Here is a 16,165-nt window from a genome sequence, read left to right as displayed (position 1 = left end):
GCGGCGCAAGATCACCCGCCCCTGCGGGCTCGAACGAGGTCACTCCGTGTCAGACGCGTCCCGCGCTTGTGCTTGATCCGGAAGTACTTCCCGAGCCCTGGCTCGTCCTTACCGTCGTCGCCATAGGTAACCGCGTGGGCGCCTCCGTCATCGAGCAACCGTCCTACGCACTGGGCGAGCGTGTGGGGACCTGAACCGTTATATCCCCAGGACAGCCCCGGGGCGTCCATGACGGGAGCCGGGTAGAGCACTCCGTCGTCGGTCCGCACCCAGATCGGATCGTCGAGGATGACCTCCTTAAGGACCGTCCCCTCGGGAAGGCGCTTGGGCGCCCGACCTATGTAGGTGATCTCGCTGACACGGCGGAAAATGAACTTCCCCTTCACCGCGACCACCGGGCTGCCGGTTACCGGATCGACGAAGGTACCCACGGTTTGGTAACTCTCGCCCCACACCCGGTGTAGAGCCGTCGGTGGGACCTCACGCAGCCGGTTGATCCACTCGGCCGCCATCCAGGTAACGTCCGTTCGGGTCACCTGGAACGTGCCACCGTAAGGAAGGTCTTCGCTGCTCCAGGCACTGACATGCTCGAGGCACTCCACGGCCAGGTCATCGGTACGCCCGCAGAGTTCGGCAAGTCCGGCACCAACGACAGCGTCCGTCGCGAGTTCTCCGGGGCCGGGGTCGGACATTCTCGGAACGGCCGGATACACCATCGAATCGCCCGGCCCTGCCGTCCAGGAGCGGAGGTTCTCCATCTCCCACGACGCGTGCTCCGCCGCACTAGTCCGGATGCGGTGGCCGATCGTGAAGCAGGCGTGTCGCACCGGGGAACCCTCGGGTTCCTGTCGTGCCAGCTCGTAGAGCGGTTCCCAGGAGGGATAGGTGGCCACGTCGACAGGGACTGGAGCGTCTCCGGGGGTCCATGCGGTGAGGTGGACACGGCGACGCAACGCGCTGGGCCACCATGGGACGGGGCCGCCCACGTGCGCGGCTAGGTCGCTCCACGACGGGTGGTAAACGAGCTCAGGCCTCTCTCGGTCCACCACCTGCAGTTGGGGCCCATCGAAGGCGTAGAAGTGCTCGACGACAACGAGGCTGGCGGTGTCCGTGTGTACTTCGAGAAGGCTCCTCGCGTCGGGCATGCCGTCACGCGGAAAGACGATGGCGATGATTCCCTCTCGGGTGTCCCAACGCCCGGCAAAGTACTCGGCACGGACGTCCGTTCCGTCGTCCGCGTCGCGGTACACGCCCCCCAAATATCGGGGCTCAGCCAAGGGTGCAGGACGAAGCAGAAGAGGCCCCGCGCCTGCCAGTTCAGGATGGGCAGAGGCGAGCCACCGTGCAAACGCGTATCCAGACCATCTCTTCGGGCCATCAGCGAAGGCTTCGTCATCGAGAGGCTCGATGACGTCGTCGGCGAGACGCAACCACGCCTCCTCCGACAAACCGAACACCTCCTTGAGCTGTGTAGCAGTCAGCTTCTCCAACTCAGCCTCCCCTCAGTGCCACTTGCGTCACCAATCATGGTGGGCGGGTCTGACAGAGAGCACCCGATTTGGCGGAGCCAAGGGACTCGGCTCTGGACCACGACGCGGTCCCGCTCTTCTCCTCGTACGCCACGTCCGCAACAACACGATCGGGGCAATCTGAGGAATATTCACCTCTGTCACAGGCGAGGAGCAGCCACTGACCGCCCTGCCGTCCCGAAAGCGCCCGAAATTTTCGCGAGAATCCGGCGGCCAAGACCGTTCGCGCAGGTCATAGCCACCCCGCTCCCCCACCCACCCAGTGCCTTCTAAGCACTTGGCCGCAGGTTCGAGTCCTGCCGGGGGCGCACGAGCGAAGACCCCTCCTTCGGGAGGGGTCTTTTTGTGTCAGGTAGGGCGGGGGCGGGTTCAGGCGGGGCGGCGGCGGTTGCCGTCGGCGTCGCAGGGGAGGGCGGAGGCGGGGTGGTTGGCGCTGAAGTCGCGGGTGGCCTGGCGTTCGGCTTCGGTGATGGCGGTGGGTTCGACGTCGATGATGCCGCCGAAGGGGCGGTCGACGTCGCGGATGATGCACAGCGCCGTGGTGAGGAGCGCGGTGATCACGACGAGGGTGATGATCTGGCCCCGGTTGTTCCTGCGGGGCAGGCAGACCCCCAGGGCCATCACGGTGATGATCAGGGTGCCGAGGAGGAACCAGAGGATGGCGCCGGGGATGCTGGCGGTCGCCTGGGTGAGGCGTTCCTCGCGCTCGTCGGAGCGTTTGTTGTCGGCGGCGACGAGCATGCCGAAGACCGGCTGGCCGGCCAGCTCCTCGAAGGTGTTGCGGAAGTCGGTGGACCAGACGCTGGGAGCCGGGGAGCCCTTGCCGTCGGACATGGCCGGCCACTCCTGGACGCGGACGGCGCGGGCGTAGCAGACGGCGGCGGCCTGGACGCGGTCGCGTTCGGCCTCGGGGGCGTACTCGGCGGTCTCCACGATCTGGTCGAGGGCGCGCGCCTCGCCGCGCGAGGCGACCTCGGCCTTCCCGTACGAGCCGTTGGCGGTGACCAGGACGAAGGAGAGCAGCAGGACGGTCATGGTCAGCAGCGGGCCGACCAGGTCCTTGACGGCCATGCCCGTGCCGTCGTCCTCGGTGAGCAGCCGCGGCCGCAGCCAGCGGTTCGCGGCGAGGCCGGCGAGCAGGGCGAGTACGGCGACGACGATGACGAGGAGCACGGGCGGCCACCTCCGGGGAGGATGGGGGGCGGGCGGTCGCCTTGATCGTTTCGGCTGTTCCGTCCCGGGCCCGGGACGGAAACGTGTACCGCCCTCGAACGGGGTACCGGGCTTCCGCCAGGAGGCCCCGCCCGAGGGCGGCCGCGTTCCCGTCCGGTGTCAGGCGTCCGGGTTCTTGCCCGTGGCCGAGACCTTGATGCGGTCCGTCAGGAGCTTGGCGAAGGGCTGGAGGTCGCCGGGGGCCGCGAGTTCGCTGCCGGCGAGGTACCCGACGAGGGTGCCGACACGGAGGACGACCATGACCTCTCCCTCCCCCTCCTCGGCGTAGGCCTCGCTCTCCTCGGCGCCGGCGTCGAGCGCGAGCGGCTTGGCCTTGTCGCCGGCCTTCTCGCGGCCCTCGGCGAGAAGGGTCTTCATGCCGACCTTGGCGTTGTCCACGGAGTCGTAGGCCATGAGGCCGAAGGCGATCTCCCGGCCCGAGACGGCCTCGGCGTCGTACTCGGTCTCGCCCATCGCGGTGAGGCCGACGCAGCTGACGGAGCCCGCGTCCTGGCAGGCCTCCATGGCCTCGCCGCCGTCGATGACGTTCTGGCTGCCGCCTTCCCAGCCCTGCGGGGCGGAGAGCTTGCTGGGCAGCGCCTGGGCGACCTGGGAGGGGTTGAACGGCACGGCGGCGGCGGCGCCGCCGCCGCCGCCGAACGGGTCGTCGGAGCCTCCCGGTCCGTCCGAGCAGGCCGCCAGGCCCAGCATCAGGGTGACTCCCATGGCGAGTCCGCGGATCCCCCGTGTCATTCGACACTCCTCGTGTTGGTGACCATCCGGCACATGCCGCGCGTGAGGCGTCACGCGCGGCATGTCATGACTCACTCAACACCATGATCATCACTCGCTCCAACTCGCTTGCCCCACAAGGAGGGTGCGGAAGCGGGTGGGGTCCGCGGGGTCACGGTCGGCCACCTGGACCGGGGGCCCGGACCACTGCCAGACGGGGGCGGAGGCGGACGGACGGGTGAAGCGGATCTCGCCCCGGGTGCCCTCCACGGCCACCCGCGGCCAGGCCCCGGCCACGGCCTCTCGGTCCGTGCCGTTCGCACGCAGGGCCTCGGCGAGGACGGCGACCGTGTCGTACCCCTCGAAGGCCACGAACGAGGGCGCGGCGCCGAGGCGCTCGCGGAGGGCCGCCTCCACGCGGACGCCGAGGGGGCTCGGCCGGGCGGGGAGGTAGCGGAGGAAGGGGACCCCGGCGCCCTCGTCGCCGAGCAGCGCCGCCCACTCGGCGAACTCCGGCTGGCCGGCGGGCGCGCCGATCAGGACGTCCGCGAGGCGCGGGTCGCGGCGGGCGGCCCGGCGGACCGCCCCGACCAGCCCGACCGCCGGGTCCGGGAAGCCGGTGAGGAGGAGCAGCGCCGTCGCGCCGTCGGCGGCCAGCGCGTCGGCGAGCGCCGCCGGCTCCAGGGCGCGCGCGTCGAACTCCGTGACGGTGCCGCCGCGCGGGGCCACGTGCTCGCGCAGGATGCGGGTGCCCGCCGTCCAGTAGGCGCTCGGCTCGGTCGCGACCGCGAGGCGGGTGTGGCCCGCGGCGAGGAGGAACTCCGCGTAGAGGCGCCAGCCGGTGGACTGCGCGGGGGCCAGGCGCGCCACCCGCTCCGCCGGCGCGTCGGTCAGCGCGTCGATCACCGCGGACGAGCAGAGGTACGGCAGGCCGAGGGTCTCGGCGCGGGCGGCCACGGCCCGGGCCACCACGCTGTGGTACTCCCCCGCCAGGGCGACCGCCCCGAGGGCCGCCAGCTCGTCCACGGCCTCCTCGGCCCGGCGCGGGTCGGCCGCGGTGTCCCTGACCAGGAGTTCCAGGGGGCGTCCGCCGATCCCTCCGGCGGCGGCGACCTCGTCCGCGGCCAGTTCGAGACCGGCGAGCAGGTGCCGGCCCGCCTCCGTCCAGCCGGGGCGGCTCAGCGGGGCGAGGACACCGATCCGGACGGCGGGTGGGGTGCTCATGGGCGGCGCTCCTGTGGGTCGATGGGCCGGTGGGCCGGCGAGCCCGTGGGGCGGCGCGCCAGTGAGCCGGCGGGACGATGGGCAGGTGGGTCGGTGGGCAGGTGGGTCGGTGAGCCGGTGGGTCGGTGAGCCGGTGGGTCGGTGAGCCGGTGGGTCGGTGAGCCGGTGGGTCGGTGAGCCGGTGGGTCGATGGGCCGGTGCGCACGACGCGTACCGGCTCACCGACCCCATTGTTCACGCGGGCTCTTCGCGCCGCCCCGCCCCCTCGGACCGCTGCCGCCCCGCCCCGTCGGACCGCTGCCGCCCCGCCGCCTCCGCGCTGTCCAGGAGCATCTCCAGGGCCGTCGGGTAGGCGCTGGTGTTCATGCGGGCCACCAGGCGGGGCGCGGTGGCGGCGATGTGGGGGTGGGTGGCGGCGGGGAGGCGGGCGTAGGTGGCCTGCCAGACGGCCTCGTCGGCGGCGCGGGCGGAGTGCGGGAGGGCGAGGGCCGCCGCGTCGAGGGCGGCGAAGGCGAGGGCCTGGTCGATGAAGGCGTGGTAGACGCGGACCGCCTCCGCGTCGGGGAGTCCCGCGCCGCGCAGGACGCCGAGGACCGCCTCGTCGGCGGCGATCTCGTGGGAACGGCCGCTGACCCGGCTGGCGGTGAGGATCGCCGCCTGCGGGTGGGCGAGGTAGGCGGTGTGGATCCGCAGGCCGAGTTCGCGCAGGTCGGCCCGCCAGTCCCCGGTGGCCGCCCAGCCGCGCAGGGCGCGGCCGGCGAGTTCGTCGCCGACGGCGAGGAGGAGGTCGTCGGTGCCCCGGAAGTAGCGGTAGAGGCTGCTGGGGTCGGCGCCGATGGCCGCGCCGAGCCGGCGCACCGTCAGCCCGTCCCTGCCGTGTTCCTGGAGCATGCGCAGGGCGGTCTCGATGTAGAGCCGCTCCGAGAGGACGACTCCTCCCGCCTTGGCGGGCTTTCTACGGCGCCGCTCCTCTTCCGGTACCACTTTCTTAGCCATGGAAGCCCCTTCGCCGTCCCCTTCCCAGGTTATGCCAACGCCGTTGACCCGTCCTCCGGCGGACGGCTTTCATGGGCGCACTCCCGGGATCCGACCTGTTCGTCACGATGAGAGGTGTTTCGAGATGCGTGTCCTGCTGGTCGGTGCCGGTGGTGTGGGAACCGCCGTCACCCGGATCGCCGCCCGCCGTCCCTTCCTCCGCCACATGGTGGTGGCCGACTACGACCTGTCCCGCGCGGAGGCGGCCGTCGCCGCGCTCGGCGACGCGGCCGAGGGCCGGTTCGCCGCCGCCCGGATCGACGCCTCGGACCAGGGGGCGGTCGCCGCCCTCCTGGAGCGCGAGCGGTGCGACGTCCTGCTCAACGCGACCGACCCCCGCTTCGTCCTCCCCCTCTTCGAGGCTGCGCTCGCCGCCGGGACGCACTACCTCGACATGGCGATGTCGCTGTCCCGGCCGCACCCGGAGCGCCCGTACGAGGAGTGCGGGGTCAAGCTCGGCGACGGCCAGTTCGAGCGGGCGGCGGAGTGGGAGAAGGCGGGGCGGCTCGCGCTCGTCGGGATCGGCGTCGAGCCGGGCCTGTCGGACGTCTTCGCCCGGTACGCCGCCGAGGAGCTCTTCGACTCGATCGAGGAGATCGGGGTCCGCGACGGCGCGAACCTCACCGTCGACGGCTACGACTTCGCGCCCTCCTTCTCCATCTGGACGACCATCGAGGAGTGCCTGAACCCGCCGGTGGTGTGGGAGGCGGACCGGGGCTGGTTCACCACGCCGCCGTTCAGCGAGCCGGAGGTCTTCGACTTCCCCGAGGGCATCGGGCCGGTGGAGTGCGTCAACGTGGAGCACGAGGAGGTGCTGCTGATCCCCCGCTGGGTGGACGCCCGCCGGGTCACCTTCAAGTACGGCCTCGGCGAGGAGTTCATCCGCACCCTGAAGGAACTGCACCGGGTCGGGCTCGACCGTACGGAGCCGGTGACGCTGCCGGACGGGACGCGGGTCTCGCCGCGGGACGTCGTCGCCGCCTGCCTGCCGGACCCGGCGACGCTCGGCGACCGCATGCGCGGCAAGACGTGCGCGGGCACCTGGGTGAAGGGCGTGAAGGACGGGGCGCCGCGCGAGGTGTACCTGTACCACGTGGTCGACAACGAGTGGTCGATGCGCGAGTACGGCTCCCAGGCCGTCGTCTGGCAGACCGCCGTCAACCCGGTCGTCGCGCTCGAACTGCTCGCCACCGGCGTCTGGACCGGCTCCGGCGTCCTCGGCGCCGAGGCCCTCGACCCGCGCCCCTTCCTGGACCTGCTCACGGAGTACGGGTCGCCGTGGGGGCTGCGCGAGCAGTGACGTACCGGGGTTGTCGGTGGCGCCGGGCACAATCGGGGCCATGACCGCGACCGGGCTGCCCGCCCTCACCGCCCGTGACCTCAATCGGGCCACGCTCGCCCGCCAGTCGCTGTCGGCGCGGGAGCAGGTGTCCGTGGAGGAGGCGGTCCGGCGGGCGGTGGCGCTCCAGGCGCAGCAGCCGGGCTCGCCGTACGTGGCGCTGTGGAACAGGGTGGCGGGCTTCGACCCGGCCGCGCTGGACGCGGCGATCGAGGGCTTCCGGCTGGTGCGCTCGACGCTGATGCGGATCACCCTGCACCTCGTGCACGCCGACGACTACCGCCCCTTCCGGGCGGCGGTGGAGCCGACGCTGCGCGGCAGCCGGCTGCGCGACCGGCGGTTCACCGACACCGGGCTCACCCCGGAGGGCGCCGACGCGCTGCTGCCGGAGCTCCTCGGGTACGCCGACCGTCCCCGCACCGGGGAGGAACTGCGGCTGCGCGCCGAGGAGTCGTGGGGAGGCGGGAGCCTCACGCCGGCGGCGGGCCGGATGCTGCGGCAGTACGCGCCGCTCTGGCACGTGCCGAGCGGCCCGCCGTGGCAGTACCCCGCCTCCCCCGGTTTCGTCGCCGCGACGCCCGAACCGCCCGCGCCCGGCCCGGAGGCCGCCGCCGAGGGGCTGAGGACGCTGGCCCGCCGCTATCTCGCGGGCTTCGGCCCGGCGTCGGCGGCGGACCTGGGCCAGTTCGGCCTGGTGCAGCGCGGCCGGGCCCGCGCGGCGCTCGACGCGCTCGTCGCGGAGGGCGCGGCGGAGGTCCTGGCGGGCCCGGACGGGGCGGTCCTGTACGACCTGCCGGGGGCGGCCCGCCCGGACGGTGCCGCGCCCGCGCCGCCGCGCCTGATGGCGATGTGGGACAGCACGCTGCTCGCGTACGCGGACCGGAGCCGGATCGTCCCCGCCGCGTACCGCAAGCACGTCATACGGATCAACGGCGACGTGCTGCCGACCCTCCTGGTCGACGGGTACGTGGCGGGCGCCTGGCGGCCGGTCGAGGGCGGGATCGAGGCGGCGGCCTTCCACCCGCTCTCGGCCGCCGACTGGGACGGGCTCGCGGCCGAGGCGGCGTCCCTGGGGGCGCTGCTCGCCGACCGCGATCCGCGGGTGTACGGGCGGTACGACCACTGGTGGGCGAAGGGGCTTCCGGCGGTCGAGACCCGCGTCCTGCCCTCCTGACCGCCGGTCAGGAACGCCTGGGGGGCGCTGCCGTGCCTCGGGCACGCGGGCGGGTCCGGGCCGGCCCCGATCGCGGCCCGTCCGGGGCTCCCCCATTGCCAGTGACCTTCGGGCCGCTTATCTTCGAGCCACACCTACGGACCGGGATGCTCGTCAGTCCCGGGGCGGTCCGCCGTTCACGGGCCGGACGGCGGGGGGCGCACGACCGCGGGACGCGGGCGCGCCGGACGCCGGGCGTACGGGATATCCGTATCCGCGTACCCGCAGGAGCTGAACCGCATGAGCAAGCACGTCCTGGCCCAGAACCAGTACGGCAAGGCCGAGAACCGCATCGTCAGGATCGCCCGCAAGGGCGGCGAGGACGGCGCCTGGCACGAGATCCGCGACCTGAACGTGTCGGTGGCGCTGCGCGGCGAGTACCGCGACGTCCACCTGACCGGCGACAACGGCAACTGCCTGCCGACCGACACCACCAAGAACACGGTCTACGCCTTCGCCAAGGAGCACGGCATCGCCTCCCCCGAGGCGTTCGCGATCCTCCTCGCCAAGCACTTCGTGACCTCCCAGCCGGTGATCCGGGAGGCGCAGATCCGCGTCGAGGAGTTCGCCTGGGAGCGGATCCCGGTCCCGACCCGCAAGGAGCAGCACTCCTTCGTCCGCCAGGGCCAGGAGGTGCGCACCGCGCAGGTCACGTACAGCGAGACCACCGGCCTGCAGGTGCTGTCCGGTCTGAAGGACCTGACCGTGATGAACTCGACCAACTCCGAGTTCCACGGCTTCATCAAGGACGAGTACACGACGCTCCAGGAGGCGTACGACCGGATCCTGGCCACGAAGGTCACCGCCCGCTGGGCGAACTCGGCCACGGCCGCGGCGGATCCGGAGCACGACTGGGACCGCTCGTACCAGAAGGCCCGCCGGCACATGCTGGAGGCGTTCGCGGAGACGTACAGCTACTCGCTCCAGCAGACCCTGCACGCGATGGCCTGCCGGGTCCTGGACCACGTGCCCACCGTCAACGAGGTGCGGCTGAACCTGCCGAACAAGCACCACTTCCTGGTGGACCTGGAGCCCTTCGGCCTGAAGAACGACAACGAGGTCTACTTCGCGGCGGACCGCATGTACGGCCTCATCGAGGGCACCGTCCACCGCGACGGCGTGCAGCCGGTGATCGCCACCTCCGACTGGATCACCGCCTGACGGACCGGCCCTAGAGCAGCCCGGCCGCCGCGGTTCCGAGCCATACGGCTCCGAGCCCGGCGGTCAGGCTGCCCGCCACGTTCAGCACCGCGTACCCCTTCGCGCCGCCCTCGTACAGCTTCAGCGTCTCGTACGAGAAGGTCGAGTACGTGGTGAGGGCGCCGCACAGGCCGGTGCCGAGCAGCAGGTGGGCCCGCGCCGAGGCGACGCCGGTGAGCAGGCCGAGGGCGAAGGAGCCCACGACGTTGACGGCGAGGGTCCCCCAGGGGAAGGCCGAGTCGTGGCGGGCCCGCACGGCCCGGTCGGTGAGATGACGCAGCGGCGCGCCGACGGCGGCGCCGAGGGCGACGAGCAGCCAGTTCACGCCGGCTCCCTCCGCACCCACAGGGCCCGGCCCGCGGCCACGCCCGCGACGACGGCGGCGAGCGCGGTGACCAGGGTCCCGCCCAGGTAGAGGACGCCCTCGGCGGGGCTGCCCGCGCCGAACAGGCCCCGGGTGTCGAGCGCGTACGTCGAGAAGGTGGTGAAGCCGCCGCAGAACCCGGTGCCGAGGAAGGGCCTCAGGAGCGGGTGCGGTGCCTTCGGGGCCTCGGTGGCGAAGACCATCAGGAGGCCGATCGCGGCGCAGCCGAGCGCGTTGACCAGGAAGATCGTCCAGGGGAAGGCGCCGGGCGCGGTCGGCCAGGCGAGGGTCGCGCCATAGCGGGCGGACGCGCCGAGCACACCGCCGGCGGCGACCGCCGCGACGACCGGCGCCTGCTCCCGGATAGCCATCACCCCAGGTTAAGGGTGGTGCGAGGCGCACGGGCCACGGTACCGGCCTGGGGCATTAACCGGGTCCTGCCCGTGCCGCCTCGCTCTGCGATGGTCCGGCGACGGAGCGCGACGGGTCAAAGCCGGTCCGGCGAGTCTGTCAGCTCCTCCGGGGAGGCCCGCGGACCGGCGCGGCGGGGCGGAAGCGGACCGGCGCGGCGGGGCGGAAGCGGTCCGGCGCCGGGGGTGTGGTCCGGCCACCACCCCCGGTGTCCGAGGTGGGTGCGGGGGCACTCAAGGGGCGTTCCGGGGGTGCTTCGAGGGCGGTTCGCGGCCCGTGTGGAAGCGGTCGAAGCGCAGGTCAGGGGTGGGGAGGTGGTCCGACCACCATCAGGAGGCCGATTCGGGTGCCGGGTCCACCTCGTCGGGGCGGGGGTGGAGGAGAGACGGTGGAGGGGCAGCGGGAGGCAGCTGCGCAACCCTCGGGCAGGACGGGCAGGAGTGTCGTGAGTACATCCGTCGCAATCAAGCGCGGGACGGCCGCCGTGGCCGTCACGCCGACCGTTCCGCGTCCCCGGGTCCGCGCCGTTCCCCGGGCCGCCGCACCGCGCCCCGGCGAGGACGTCTACACCGAGCTGACCTCCGCGCTGTTCTCCGGCTTCGCCCGCCGCGACCAGCGGCTGAAGGCCGAGCAGTACCTGCACGGGCTGCTCACCGCACAGGGCCGCAAGTCGATCCGGAACATCGCCGCGCAGATCGGCGGGCCTGCCGCCGAGCAGAGCCTGCACCACTTCATCTCCAGCTCCACCTGGGACTGGCAGCCGATGCGCGCCTCGCTCGGGCGGTTCCTGGAGCGCGGCGGCCATCCGCAGGCGTGGGTGGTGCGGCCGATGCCCATCCCGAAGGCCGGCGAGCACTCGGTGGGCGTGGACCGGCGCTTCGACCCGGAGCGCGGGCAGGTCTTCCAGGGGCAGCAGGCCTTCGGCGTGTGGTTCGCCGGGGAGGAGCTGAGCGCTCCGGTCAACTGGCGGCTGTTCCTGCCGGATCCGTGGGTGAAGGACCGGACGCGGCGCGACCGCGCGGAGGTCCCCGAGGAGGCCGGCGAGGAGACGCTGGAGGAGTGCGCGGTCTCCGCCGCCCTGGAGACGGCGCGCTGGACCGACATCACCCGCAAGCCGGTGCTCCTCGACATCCGGGGCGGCGCGGGGCGGGCGGCGCTGACGCGGCTCGCCGCGGCCGGCGTGCCCGTGGTGGCGCGGATCGGGGCCGGTTCGCGGCTCGCGATCGCGGACCGCTCGCTGCCCGGTTTCGGCGCGGGCCCGCTGCCGGCGGCCCAGATACTGGAGTCCCTGAAGGGACTGCGACGGCCGGTGAGCTGGGTGGACACCGTGGGCGGGGCGCGGACCTCGCGGACCTCGCTCGCGACGGCCGTCCGGGTCGCGCTGCCCTCCCCCGGCGGGGAGCGGATGCGGCCGCTGATGCTGCTCGGCGAGTGGGACGACCCGCGCCGGGGCCCGGCCCGGGTGTGGATCAGCGACCTGACGCAGGCGACGGTCGGTTCCCTGCTGCGGCTGACGAAGCTGGCGCAGCGGGTGGAGCGGGACTTCGCCGCGGTCGGCGAGGCGGCGGGGCTGCGGGACTTCGTGGGCCGCTCGTACCGCGGCTGGCACCGGCACATCACGCTGGCCTCGGCCGCGCACACGGCGACGGTCCTCGGCTCGACGTGGGACACGGCGTGCGACGCCCCGCGCCGCGCCGGCTGACCCGCCCCCGGAAGTCCTGCGGCCCGACGATCCCGTCCGGCCGTCCGCCCGAGCCCGCCCCAACGGGCCACCGGGGCCGAAGGGTGCCCGTCCGCACGGCGCGGACGGGCGCCCGCGCGCGCGTGGAGGGTGCGGTGCGGGGTCCTCGGTCAGTCGACGGGGCCCGCCGGAGGGCGGGCCGGCGCCGTGGCGGCTCTGCGGCGGCCCAGCACCTCGCGGGTGCGCTGCAGGCGCAGGGCGAGCTGGACCTCCAGGACCTGGCCGGGCTTCTGCCACGCGGGGCCGAGGAGTTCGCCGATGCGCTCCAGGCGGCGGGAGACGGTGTTGGGGTGGACGTGCAGGGCCTCGGCCGCGTTGGTGGGGCTGCCGCCGGAGGCGAAGTACGCCTCCAGGGTGCGGGTGAGGTCGGTGAGCCGCTCGGCGTCGTAGTCGAGGACGGGCCCGATCGCGTTCTCCACGAAGCCGTCGACGTCGTGGTCGTCGGAGAGCAGCATCCCGAGGAAACCGAGGTCGGCGGCGGCCGCGGCGGAGCCCGTACCGCCGAGGGCGCTCATCGCGTCCAGGCAGCGCAGCGCCTCCGCGTACAGCGGGCCGACCGCGTCGGGGCTGCCGCCGGGTCCCGCGGCGGCGACGGAGACGGGGTGGCCGAGGAGCGGGGTGAGCTCCTCGGAGACGGCCGAGGCGGCGGCGGAGGCGTCCACTCCGGGGAGCAGCAGGACGACGCAGCCGCCCTGCACGGTCTTGAGTCCGGAGAGCCGGTACGCGTACGAGGACGCCCAGACCACGGCCCGGCCCTGCTCGCCGCCCTCGGGGCGGGCGACCACGAGGACGTGCGGTTTGCGCAGGTCCACGCCGAGTCGCCGGGCCCGCCGGGCGCTCTGCTGCGGGGCGTGCGGCGGGTCGGCGATGAGGTCGTCGAGGAGTTCGTCGCGGACGGGGCCCTCGGCGACGGCGGTGGAGCGCTGCATCAGGAGGAGCAGGGCGACGGACTGGGCGACGAGTTCGAGGAGTCGTTCGTCCTCGTCGGTGAGGCCGCCCTCGACGCGGACGACCAGTCCGCCGAGGTCCTCGGAGCCGGCGATGACGGGGGCGACCCAGACGGAGTCGGCGGCGAGGACGGGACGGCGCAGGGCGTGGGCGTCGAGGGAGGCCTTGGCGACGGCCTCCTCGTCGAGTCCGGGGAAGTCGCCGCAGGCGGCGAGGCGCCGTCCGCCGGGGTCGCGGACCATCACGGTGGCGTCGAGGGCGTCGCCCGCGGCCTTGGCGACGTGCGGGAGCTCGCCGCCGGCGAGGACCAGGTTCATGATCCGGCCGTGGGCCTCGGAGACGTGCCGCATCCGGGCGAGGCTGGAGCGCACGCGGGTGCTGTCCCGTTCCAGTTCGAGGAGTTCGGCGCGGGTGCGGTCGAGGAGGCCGGCCTTCTCGACGGCGAGGGCGGCGAGGTCGGCGAGGGCGCCGAGCAGGGCGATCTCCTGCGGGGTGTGCTCGCGGACCCGGCGGTCGGCGCCGAAGAGGGCGCCGATGACGGAGTCCCCGCTGCGCAGCGGCACGGCGAGGATGGCGCGGAGGCCTTCGGCGCGGACGGCCTCGTCGCCGGGGTCGACGACCTCGGCGTCGTCGAGGGCGGCGGCCGGGTCCGGGGCCTCGCCGCTGGTGAACCGCTCGTCGGCGGGGTAGTCGGGGGTCCAGATGGGTTCGCCGGTGCGCTGGACGACGCCGCCGAGGCAGTTCCCCGCGCCGATGCGCAGTCCGACGCTGAGGCCGGGGCCGGTGGTCTCGCCGGTGTCCCCGCCGGTGCGGGAGCCTTCGGTGACGCGGATGTAGCAGGCGCCCTGGGGGCCGCGCAGGGTCACGTACGCCATGTCGAGGCCGAGGAGCCGGCGGGCGCGGCGGGTGACGATCCGCAGCAGGCCGTCCAGGTCGTAGCTGAGCGTCAGATCGCGGGCGGTGTCGGTGAGGACGGCGAGGGAGGCGCCGCTGCGGGCGGCGCGGGCCCGGTCGGTGGCCCGCTCGTCGTGGAGGGAGCGGGCGAGGGCGACGGCGCGCTCCAGGCGGCCGAGTCCGGCGCCGTCGAGTCCGGCGAGGCGGGCGTCGTCGACGAGGGCCTCGAACCGGTCCGGCCCGCCCTGCCCGGCGAGCAGTTCCAGGACGGCGAGCAGCGCGTCGGCGCCCGCGGTGTCGTCCGCGCCCGCGGTCTTGTCCACGCCCCGCCTGTCCATCTCCCCCACCCCCGTCGTCGAACCTAAATCGGGCACCTCGGAGAAAACCCGTCCTCGCGGCCGAAACTAATTCGGTCCCGGAAGCGGGTCAACGGTGACGTGCGGCACTTCATTCCCCGGGCTCCGCCGTCCCCCGGCGCGCGGAGCCGACGTCGCGTCAGACGGCCATGGCGACGCCCGTCGTGACGGTGCCGGAGCGGACGGGCTTGGGCTGGCCGGAAACGGGCTTGGGCTGGCCGGGGACGCGCGGGGCGGCGGGCCCGTACCAGGTGACGGCGGGCGTCTCCTCGGCGGTGGCGGTGCGCGCGGGCGCGGGCAGGACGGCGTACCCGAAGAGGCCCTCGGAGGTGCCGCCGAGCGCGGCGCGGCCGCCGGTCGCGGTGCTCGCGCCCGTGTGGCGGACGGCGAGGACGGAGTGCTGCAGCCGGCGGAGGCGGGCGGAGGGCTCCATGCCGGTCTCCCGGTGGAGGATCGTCCGCAGCCGCTCGTAGACGGCGAGGGCCTCCTCGTGGCGGCCGCAGCGGAGCAGGGCGACCATGAGGTGGGCCTGGAGGGGTTCGTTGGTGGCGTAGCGGGCGGCGATCCCGGGGAGTTCGGAGAGGATCGCCTCGTGCCGGCCGAGGCCGAGCTGGGCCTCGACCCACTGGTCGAGGACGCTGAGGCGGGCGGACTCCAGGCGTTCTATCTCGCGGCGGAGGCAGGGGCCGGCGGCCACGCCCGCGTAGGGCTCGCCGCGCCAGAGGGCGAGGGCCTCGCCGAGCCGCAGCGAGGCACGGGGCAGGTCGCCGGCGTCCATGGCGCGGTAGCCGGCGCCGGCCGCGCGCTCGAACTGGCCGATGTCGTGGACGCCGACGCCGGTGTCGAGGCGGTAGCCGCCGGGGAGCGAGACGAGGACGGCGTCGGCGGTGCGGCGTTCGGTCCAGCCGCCCGCGCCGGTGTCCTCATCGGACTCGTGGAGGGCGCGGGCGATGAGCGCGCGGAGCTCCGCGATGTGGGCGGCGATCTCGGTGCGGGCGCCGCGCGGGGCGCCGGACGGCCACAGCTCCTCGGTGAGGACCGTGACGGGCACGACCTGGCCGGCGAAGGCTGTCAGCAGGGCAAGGACCTGGCGTGGCGCGGCCGCCGTCGGAGTGATCGGTACCCCGCCCTCGCGGACCGACAGTCCCCCCAGGATGTGGATGTCCACCATGCCCCCTCGTGTCTGCGCAAGCGGATCCTCGGGTTGATTAAAAAAAGACCCCCCTGGTCATGTCAATAAGAAACCGGAAGGTATGAAATCCAGGTCCCTGAAATGGGACGTCTTCGCCCGATTTGGCAGGAAATAAGGACGTCGTGTTCACGCCAGGGGCCGAAAGTCGATGCGTGCCAGCAGCATGTTTCGGACTGGGGGGTTTGGTTTCGCAGGGACCCTGCGGATGCCACGAGCGCGATCTTGGATGAGATCGCGCCATTCGGGAGGGCATCCCGACCCGACGGTCTGTTTCAGCCGACCGCCGCGGCGGTCAGGAGACCGAACGAGACGAGGATCAGGGCCGTGCGGATCCGGTGGTAGCCGTTCCAGCGCGCCTCGAAGGCGGCACGGGTCGCCGACGGGTCCTCGTCCGGCCCCTCGGCCGCGGCGAGCGCGTTGTTGAGCGGGACGTTGCCGACGACGGTGACCAGGTGGTTGAGGACCGCGCAGACGAAACCCGCCAGGACCAGCCAGCGCTGCGTCTCGGTCCGCCCCTCCACCGGCACCAGGTAGGCGGCGAGCGGGAGGAGCGCCGCGGCGACGAAGACGGCCAGGAAGACGGCCCTGGGCACCGCCTCGTTCACGCGGCGCATCGCGGTGACGAACGCGGCGTCCGTGAGGCGGCCCAGGGCCGGCATGATCCCGGTGAGGAAGACGAGGAGGAAACCGGCGTAGAGGCCGGTGCTTCCGACGGCGAGGGCGATCAGCAGGGTGGCCATGGGGTCATGATGCCGCGCCCACGGCGGAGCCGCCC

14 protein-coding genes are annotated in these 16,165 nt (G+C 73.5%); 4 read left to right on the top strand and 10 right to left on the bottom strand.

Annotated features, from left to right (window positions below; translation table 11 throughout):
* Positions 1-11 precede the first annotated feature (11 nt).
* The 5 genes from AB0E19_RS12115 to AB0E19_RS12095 all read right to left on the bottom strand — a co-directional run bounded on the left by AB0E19_RS12115 (position 12) and on the right by AB0E19_RS12095 (position 5,693).
* Positions 12-1,490 carry a hypothetical protein gene (locus AB0E19_RS12115; RefSeq protein WP_359713189.1) on the bottom strand — a complete coding sequence of 493 codons (1,479 nt, stop codon included), beginning with the start codon at positions 1,488-1,490 and terminating at the stop codon, positions 12-14.
* A gap of 408 nt (positions 1,491-1,898) precedes the next feature.
* Positions 1,899-2,702, bottom strand: coding sequence for a hypothetical protein (locus tag AB0E19_RS12110; protein WP_362177258.1), 804 nt, complete (start codon positions 2,700-2,702; stop codon positions 1,899-1,901).
* Positions 2,703-2,861: 159 nt separating this feature from the next.
* Complete coding sequence (locus AB0E19_RS12105) at positions 2,862-3,494, bottom strand: hypothetical protein (protein ID WP_362177255.1); 633 nt, start codon at positions 3,492-3,494, stop codon at positions 2,862-2,864.
* A gap of 90 nt (positions 3,495-3,584) precedes the next feature.
* Positions 3,585-4,697: an ABC transporter substrate-binding protein gene (locus AB0E19_RS12100; RefSeq protein WP_362177252.1), complete on the bottom strand. Its 1,113-nt coding sequence runs from the start codon at positions 4,695-4,697 to the stop codon at positions 3,585-3,587.
* Positions 4,698-4,931: 234 nt separating this feature from the next.
* Positions 4,932-5,693 (bottom strand): TetR/AcrR family transcriptional regulator, encoded by a 762-nt coding sequence (locus AB0E19_RS12095; RefSeq protein ID WP_362177249.1) that lies wholly within the window; start codon positions 5,691-5,693, stop codon positions 4,932-4,934.
* Between the two features lie 124 nt (positions 5,694-5,817).
* On the opposite strand from AB0E19_RS12095, the gene AB0E19_RS12090 reads away from it, so the two are divergent.
* The 3 genes from AB0E19_RS12090 (at position 5,818) to pucL (ending at position 9,445) form a co-directional block, all read left to right on the top strand.
* Positions 5,818-7,032 (top strand): saccharopine dehydrogenase C-terminal domain-containing protein, encoded by a 1,215-nt coding sequence (locus AB0E19_RS12090; RefSeq protein WP_362177245.1) that lies wholly within the window; start codon positions 5,818-5,820, stop codon positions 7,030-7,032.
* Between the two features lie 40 nt (positions 7,033-7,072).
* Positions 7,073-8,245, top strand: coding sequence for a winged helix DNA-binding domain-containing protein (locus AB0E19_RS12085; protein WP_362177242.1), 1,173 nt, complete (start codon positions 7,073-7,075; stop codon positions 8,243-8,245).
* A gap of 279 nt (positions 8,246-8,524) precedes the next feature.
* Entirely contained in the window at positions 8,525-9,445 is a 921-nt protein-coding gene (gene pucL / locus AB0E19_RS12080; protein ID WP_362177240.1) for a factor-independent urate hydroxylase, read from the top strand.
* A 10-nt stretch (positions 9,446-9,455) separates the two neighbouring features.
* Here the strand turns inward: pucL and crcB (AB0E19_RS12075) are convergent, their stop codons facing one another.
* Positions 9,456-9,809, bottom strand: a complete 354-nt coding sequence (crcB, locus tag AB0E19_RS12075) for a fluoride efflux transporter CrcB (RefSeq protein WP_362177237.1) — start codon at positions 9,807-9,809, stop codon at positions 9,456-9,458.
* Positions 9,806-10,219 (bottom strand): fluoride efflux transporter CrcB, encoded by a 414-nt coding sequence (gene crcB / locus AB0E19_RS12070; RefSeq protein ID WP_362177234.1) that lies wholly within the window; start codon positions 10,217-10,219, stop codon positions 9,806-9,808. Before crcB (AB0E19_RS12070) ends, crcB (AB0E19_RS12075) begins: the two co-directional genes overlap by 4 nt.
* Before the next feature lie 485 nt (positions 10,220-10,704).
* Between crcB (AB0E19_RS12070) and AB0E19_RS12065 the strand changes: the two genes are divergently transcribed.
* A complete protein-coding gene (locus tag AB0E19_RS12065) occupies positions 10,705-11,961 on the top strand; it encodes a transposase (RefSeq protein ID WP_362177231.1) in 1,257 nt (418 codons plus the stop codon).
* A 149-nt stretch (positions 11,962-12,110) separates the two neighbouring features.
* Here the strand turns inward: AB0E19_RS12065 and AB0E19_RS12060 are convergent, their stop codons facing one another.
* The 3 genes from AB0E19_RS12060 to AB0E19_RS12050 form a co-directional block, all read right to left on the bottom strand.
* Positions 12,111-14,165 (bottom strand): helix-turn-helix domain-containing protein, encoded by a 2,055-nt coding sequence (locus tag AB0E19_RS12060; protein ID WP_362177228.1) that lies wholly within the window; start codon positions 14,163-14,165, stop codon positions 12,111-12,113.
* Between the two features lie 172 nt (positions 14,166-14,337).
* Positions 14,338-15,369 carry an AfsR/SARP family transcriptional regulator gene (locus tag AB0E19_RS12055; RefSeq protein WP_362177225.1) on the bottom strand — a complete coding sequence of 344 codons (1,032 nt, stop codon included), beginning with the start codon at positions 15,367-15,369 and terminating at the stop codon, positions 14,338-14,340.
* Positions 15,370-15,662: 293 nt separating this feature from the next.
* Positions 15,663-16,130 (bottom strand): anthrone oxygenase family protein, encoded by a 468-nt coding sequence (locus AB0E19_RS12050; protein ID WP_362177222.1) that lies wholly within the window; start codon positions 16,128-16,130, stop codon positions 15,663-15,665.
* Positions 16,131-16,165 lie beyond the last annotated feature (35 nt).

The organism is Streptomyces sp. NPDC047974, from assembly GCF_040653375.1.
Classification (GTDB): Bacteria; Actinomycetota; Actinomycetes; order Streptomycetales; family Streptomycetaceae; genus Streptomyces.
This window is presented reverse-complemented; position numbering and strand designations above follow the sequence as displayed.

What these genes read in the sequence shown, in the direction of transcription:
- AB0E19_RS12105 (WP_362177255.1), bottom strand. Translation starts at nt 3,494, where the DNA reads ATGACACGGGGGATCCGCGGACTCGCCATGGGAGTCACCCTGATGCTG.
- AB0E19_RS12100 (WP_362177252.1), bottom strand. Translation starts at nt 4,697, where the DNA reads ATGAGCACCCCACCCGCCGTCCGGATCGGTGTCCTCGCCCCGCTGAGC.
- AB0E19_RS12095 (WP_362177249.1), bottom strand. Translation starts at nt 5,693, where the DNA reads ATGGCTAAGAAAGTGGTACCGGAAGAGGAGCGGCGCCGTAGAAAGCCC.
- AB0E19_RS12090 (WP_362177245.1), top strand. Translation starts at nt 5,818, where the DNA reads ATGCGTGTCCTGCTGGTCGGTGCCGGTGGTGTGGGAACCGCCGTCACC.
- AB0E19_RS12085 (WP_362177242.1), top strand. Translation starts at nt 7,073, where the DNA reads ATGACCGCGACCGGGCTGCCCGCCCTCACCGCCCGTGACCTCAATCGG.
- pucL (WP_362177240.1), top strand. Translation starts at nt 8,525, where the DNA reads ATGAGCAAGCACGTCCTGGCCCAGAACCAGTACGGCAAGGCCGAGAAC.
- crcB (WP_362177234.1), bottom strand. Translation starts at nt 10,219, where the DNA reads ATGGCTATCCGGGAGCAGGCGCCGGTCGTCGCGGCGGTCGCCGCCGGC.
- AB0E19_RS12055 (WP_362177225.1), bottom strand. Translation starts at nt 15,369, where the DNA reads ATGGTGGACATCCACATCCTGGGGGGACTGTCGGTCCGCGAGGGCGGG.
- AB0E19_RS12050 (WP_362177222.1), bottom strand. Translation starts at nt 16,130, where the DNA reads ATGGCCACCCTGCTGATCGCCCTCGCCGTCGGAAGCACCGGCCTCTAC.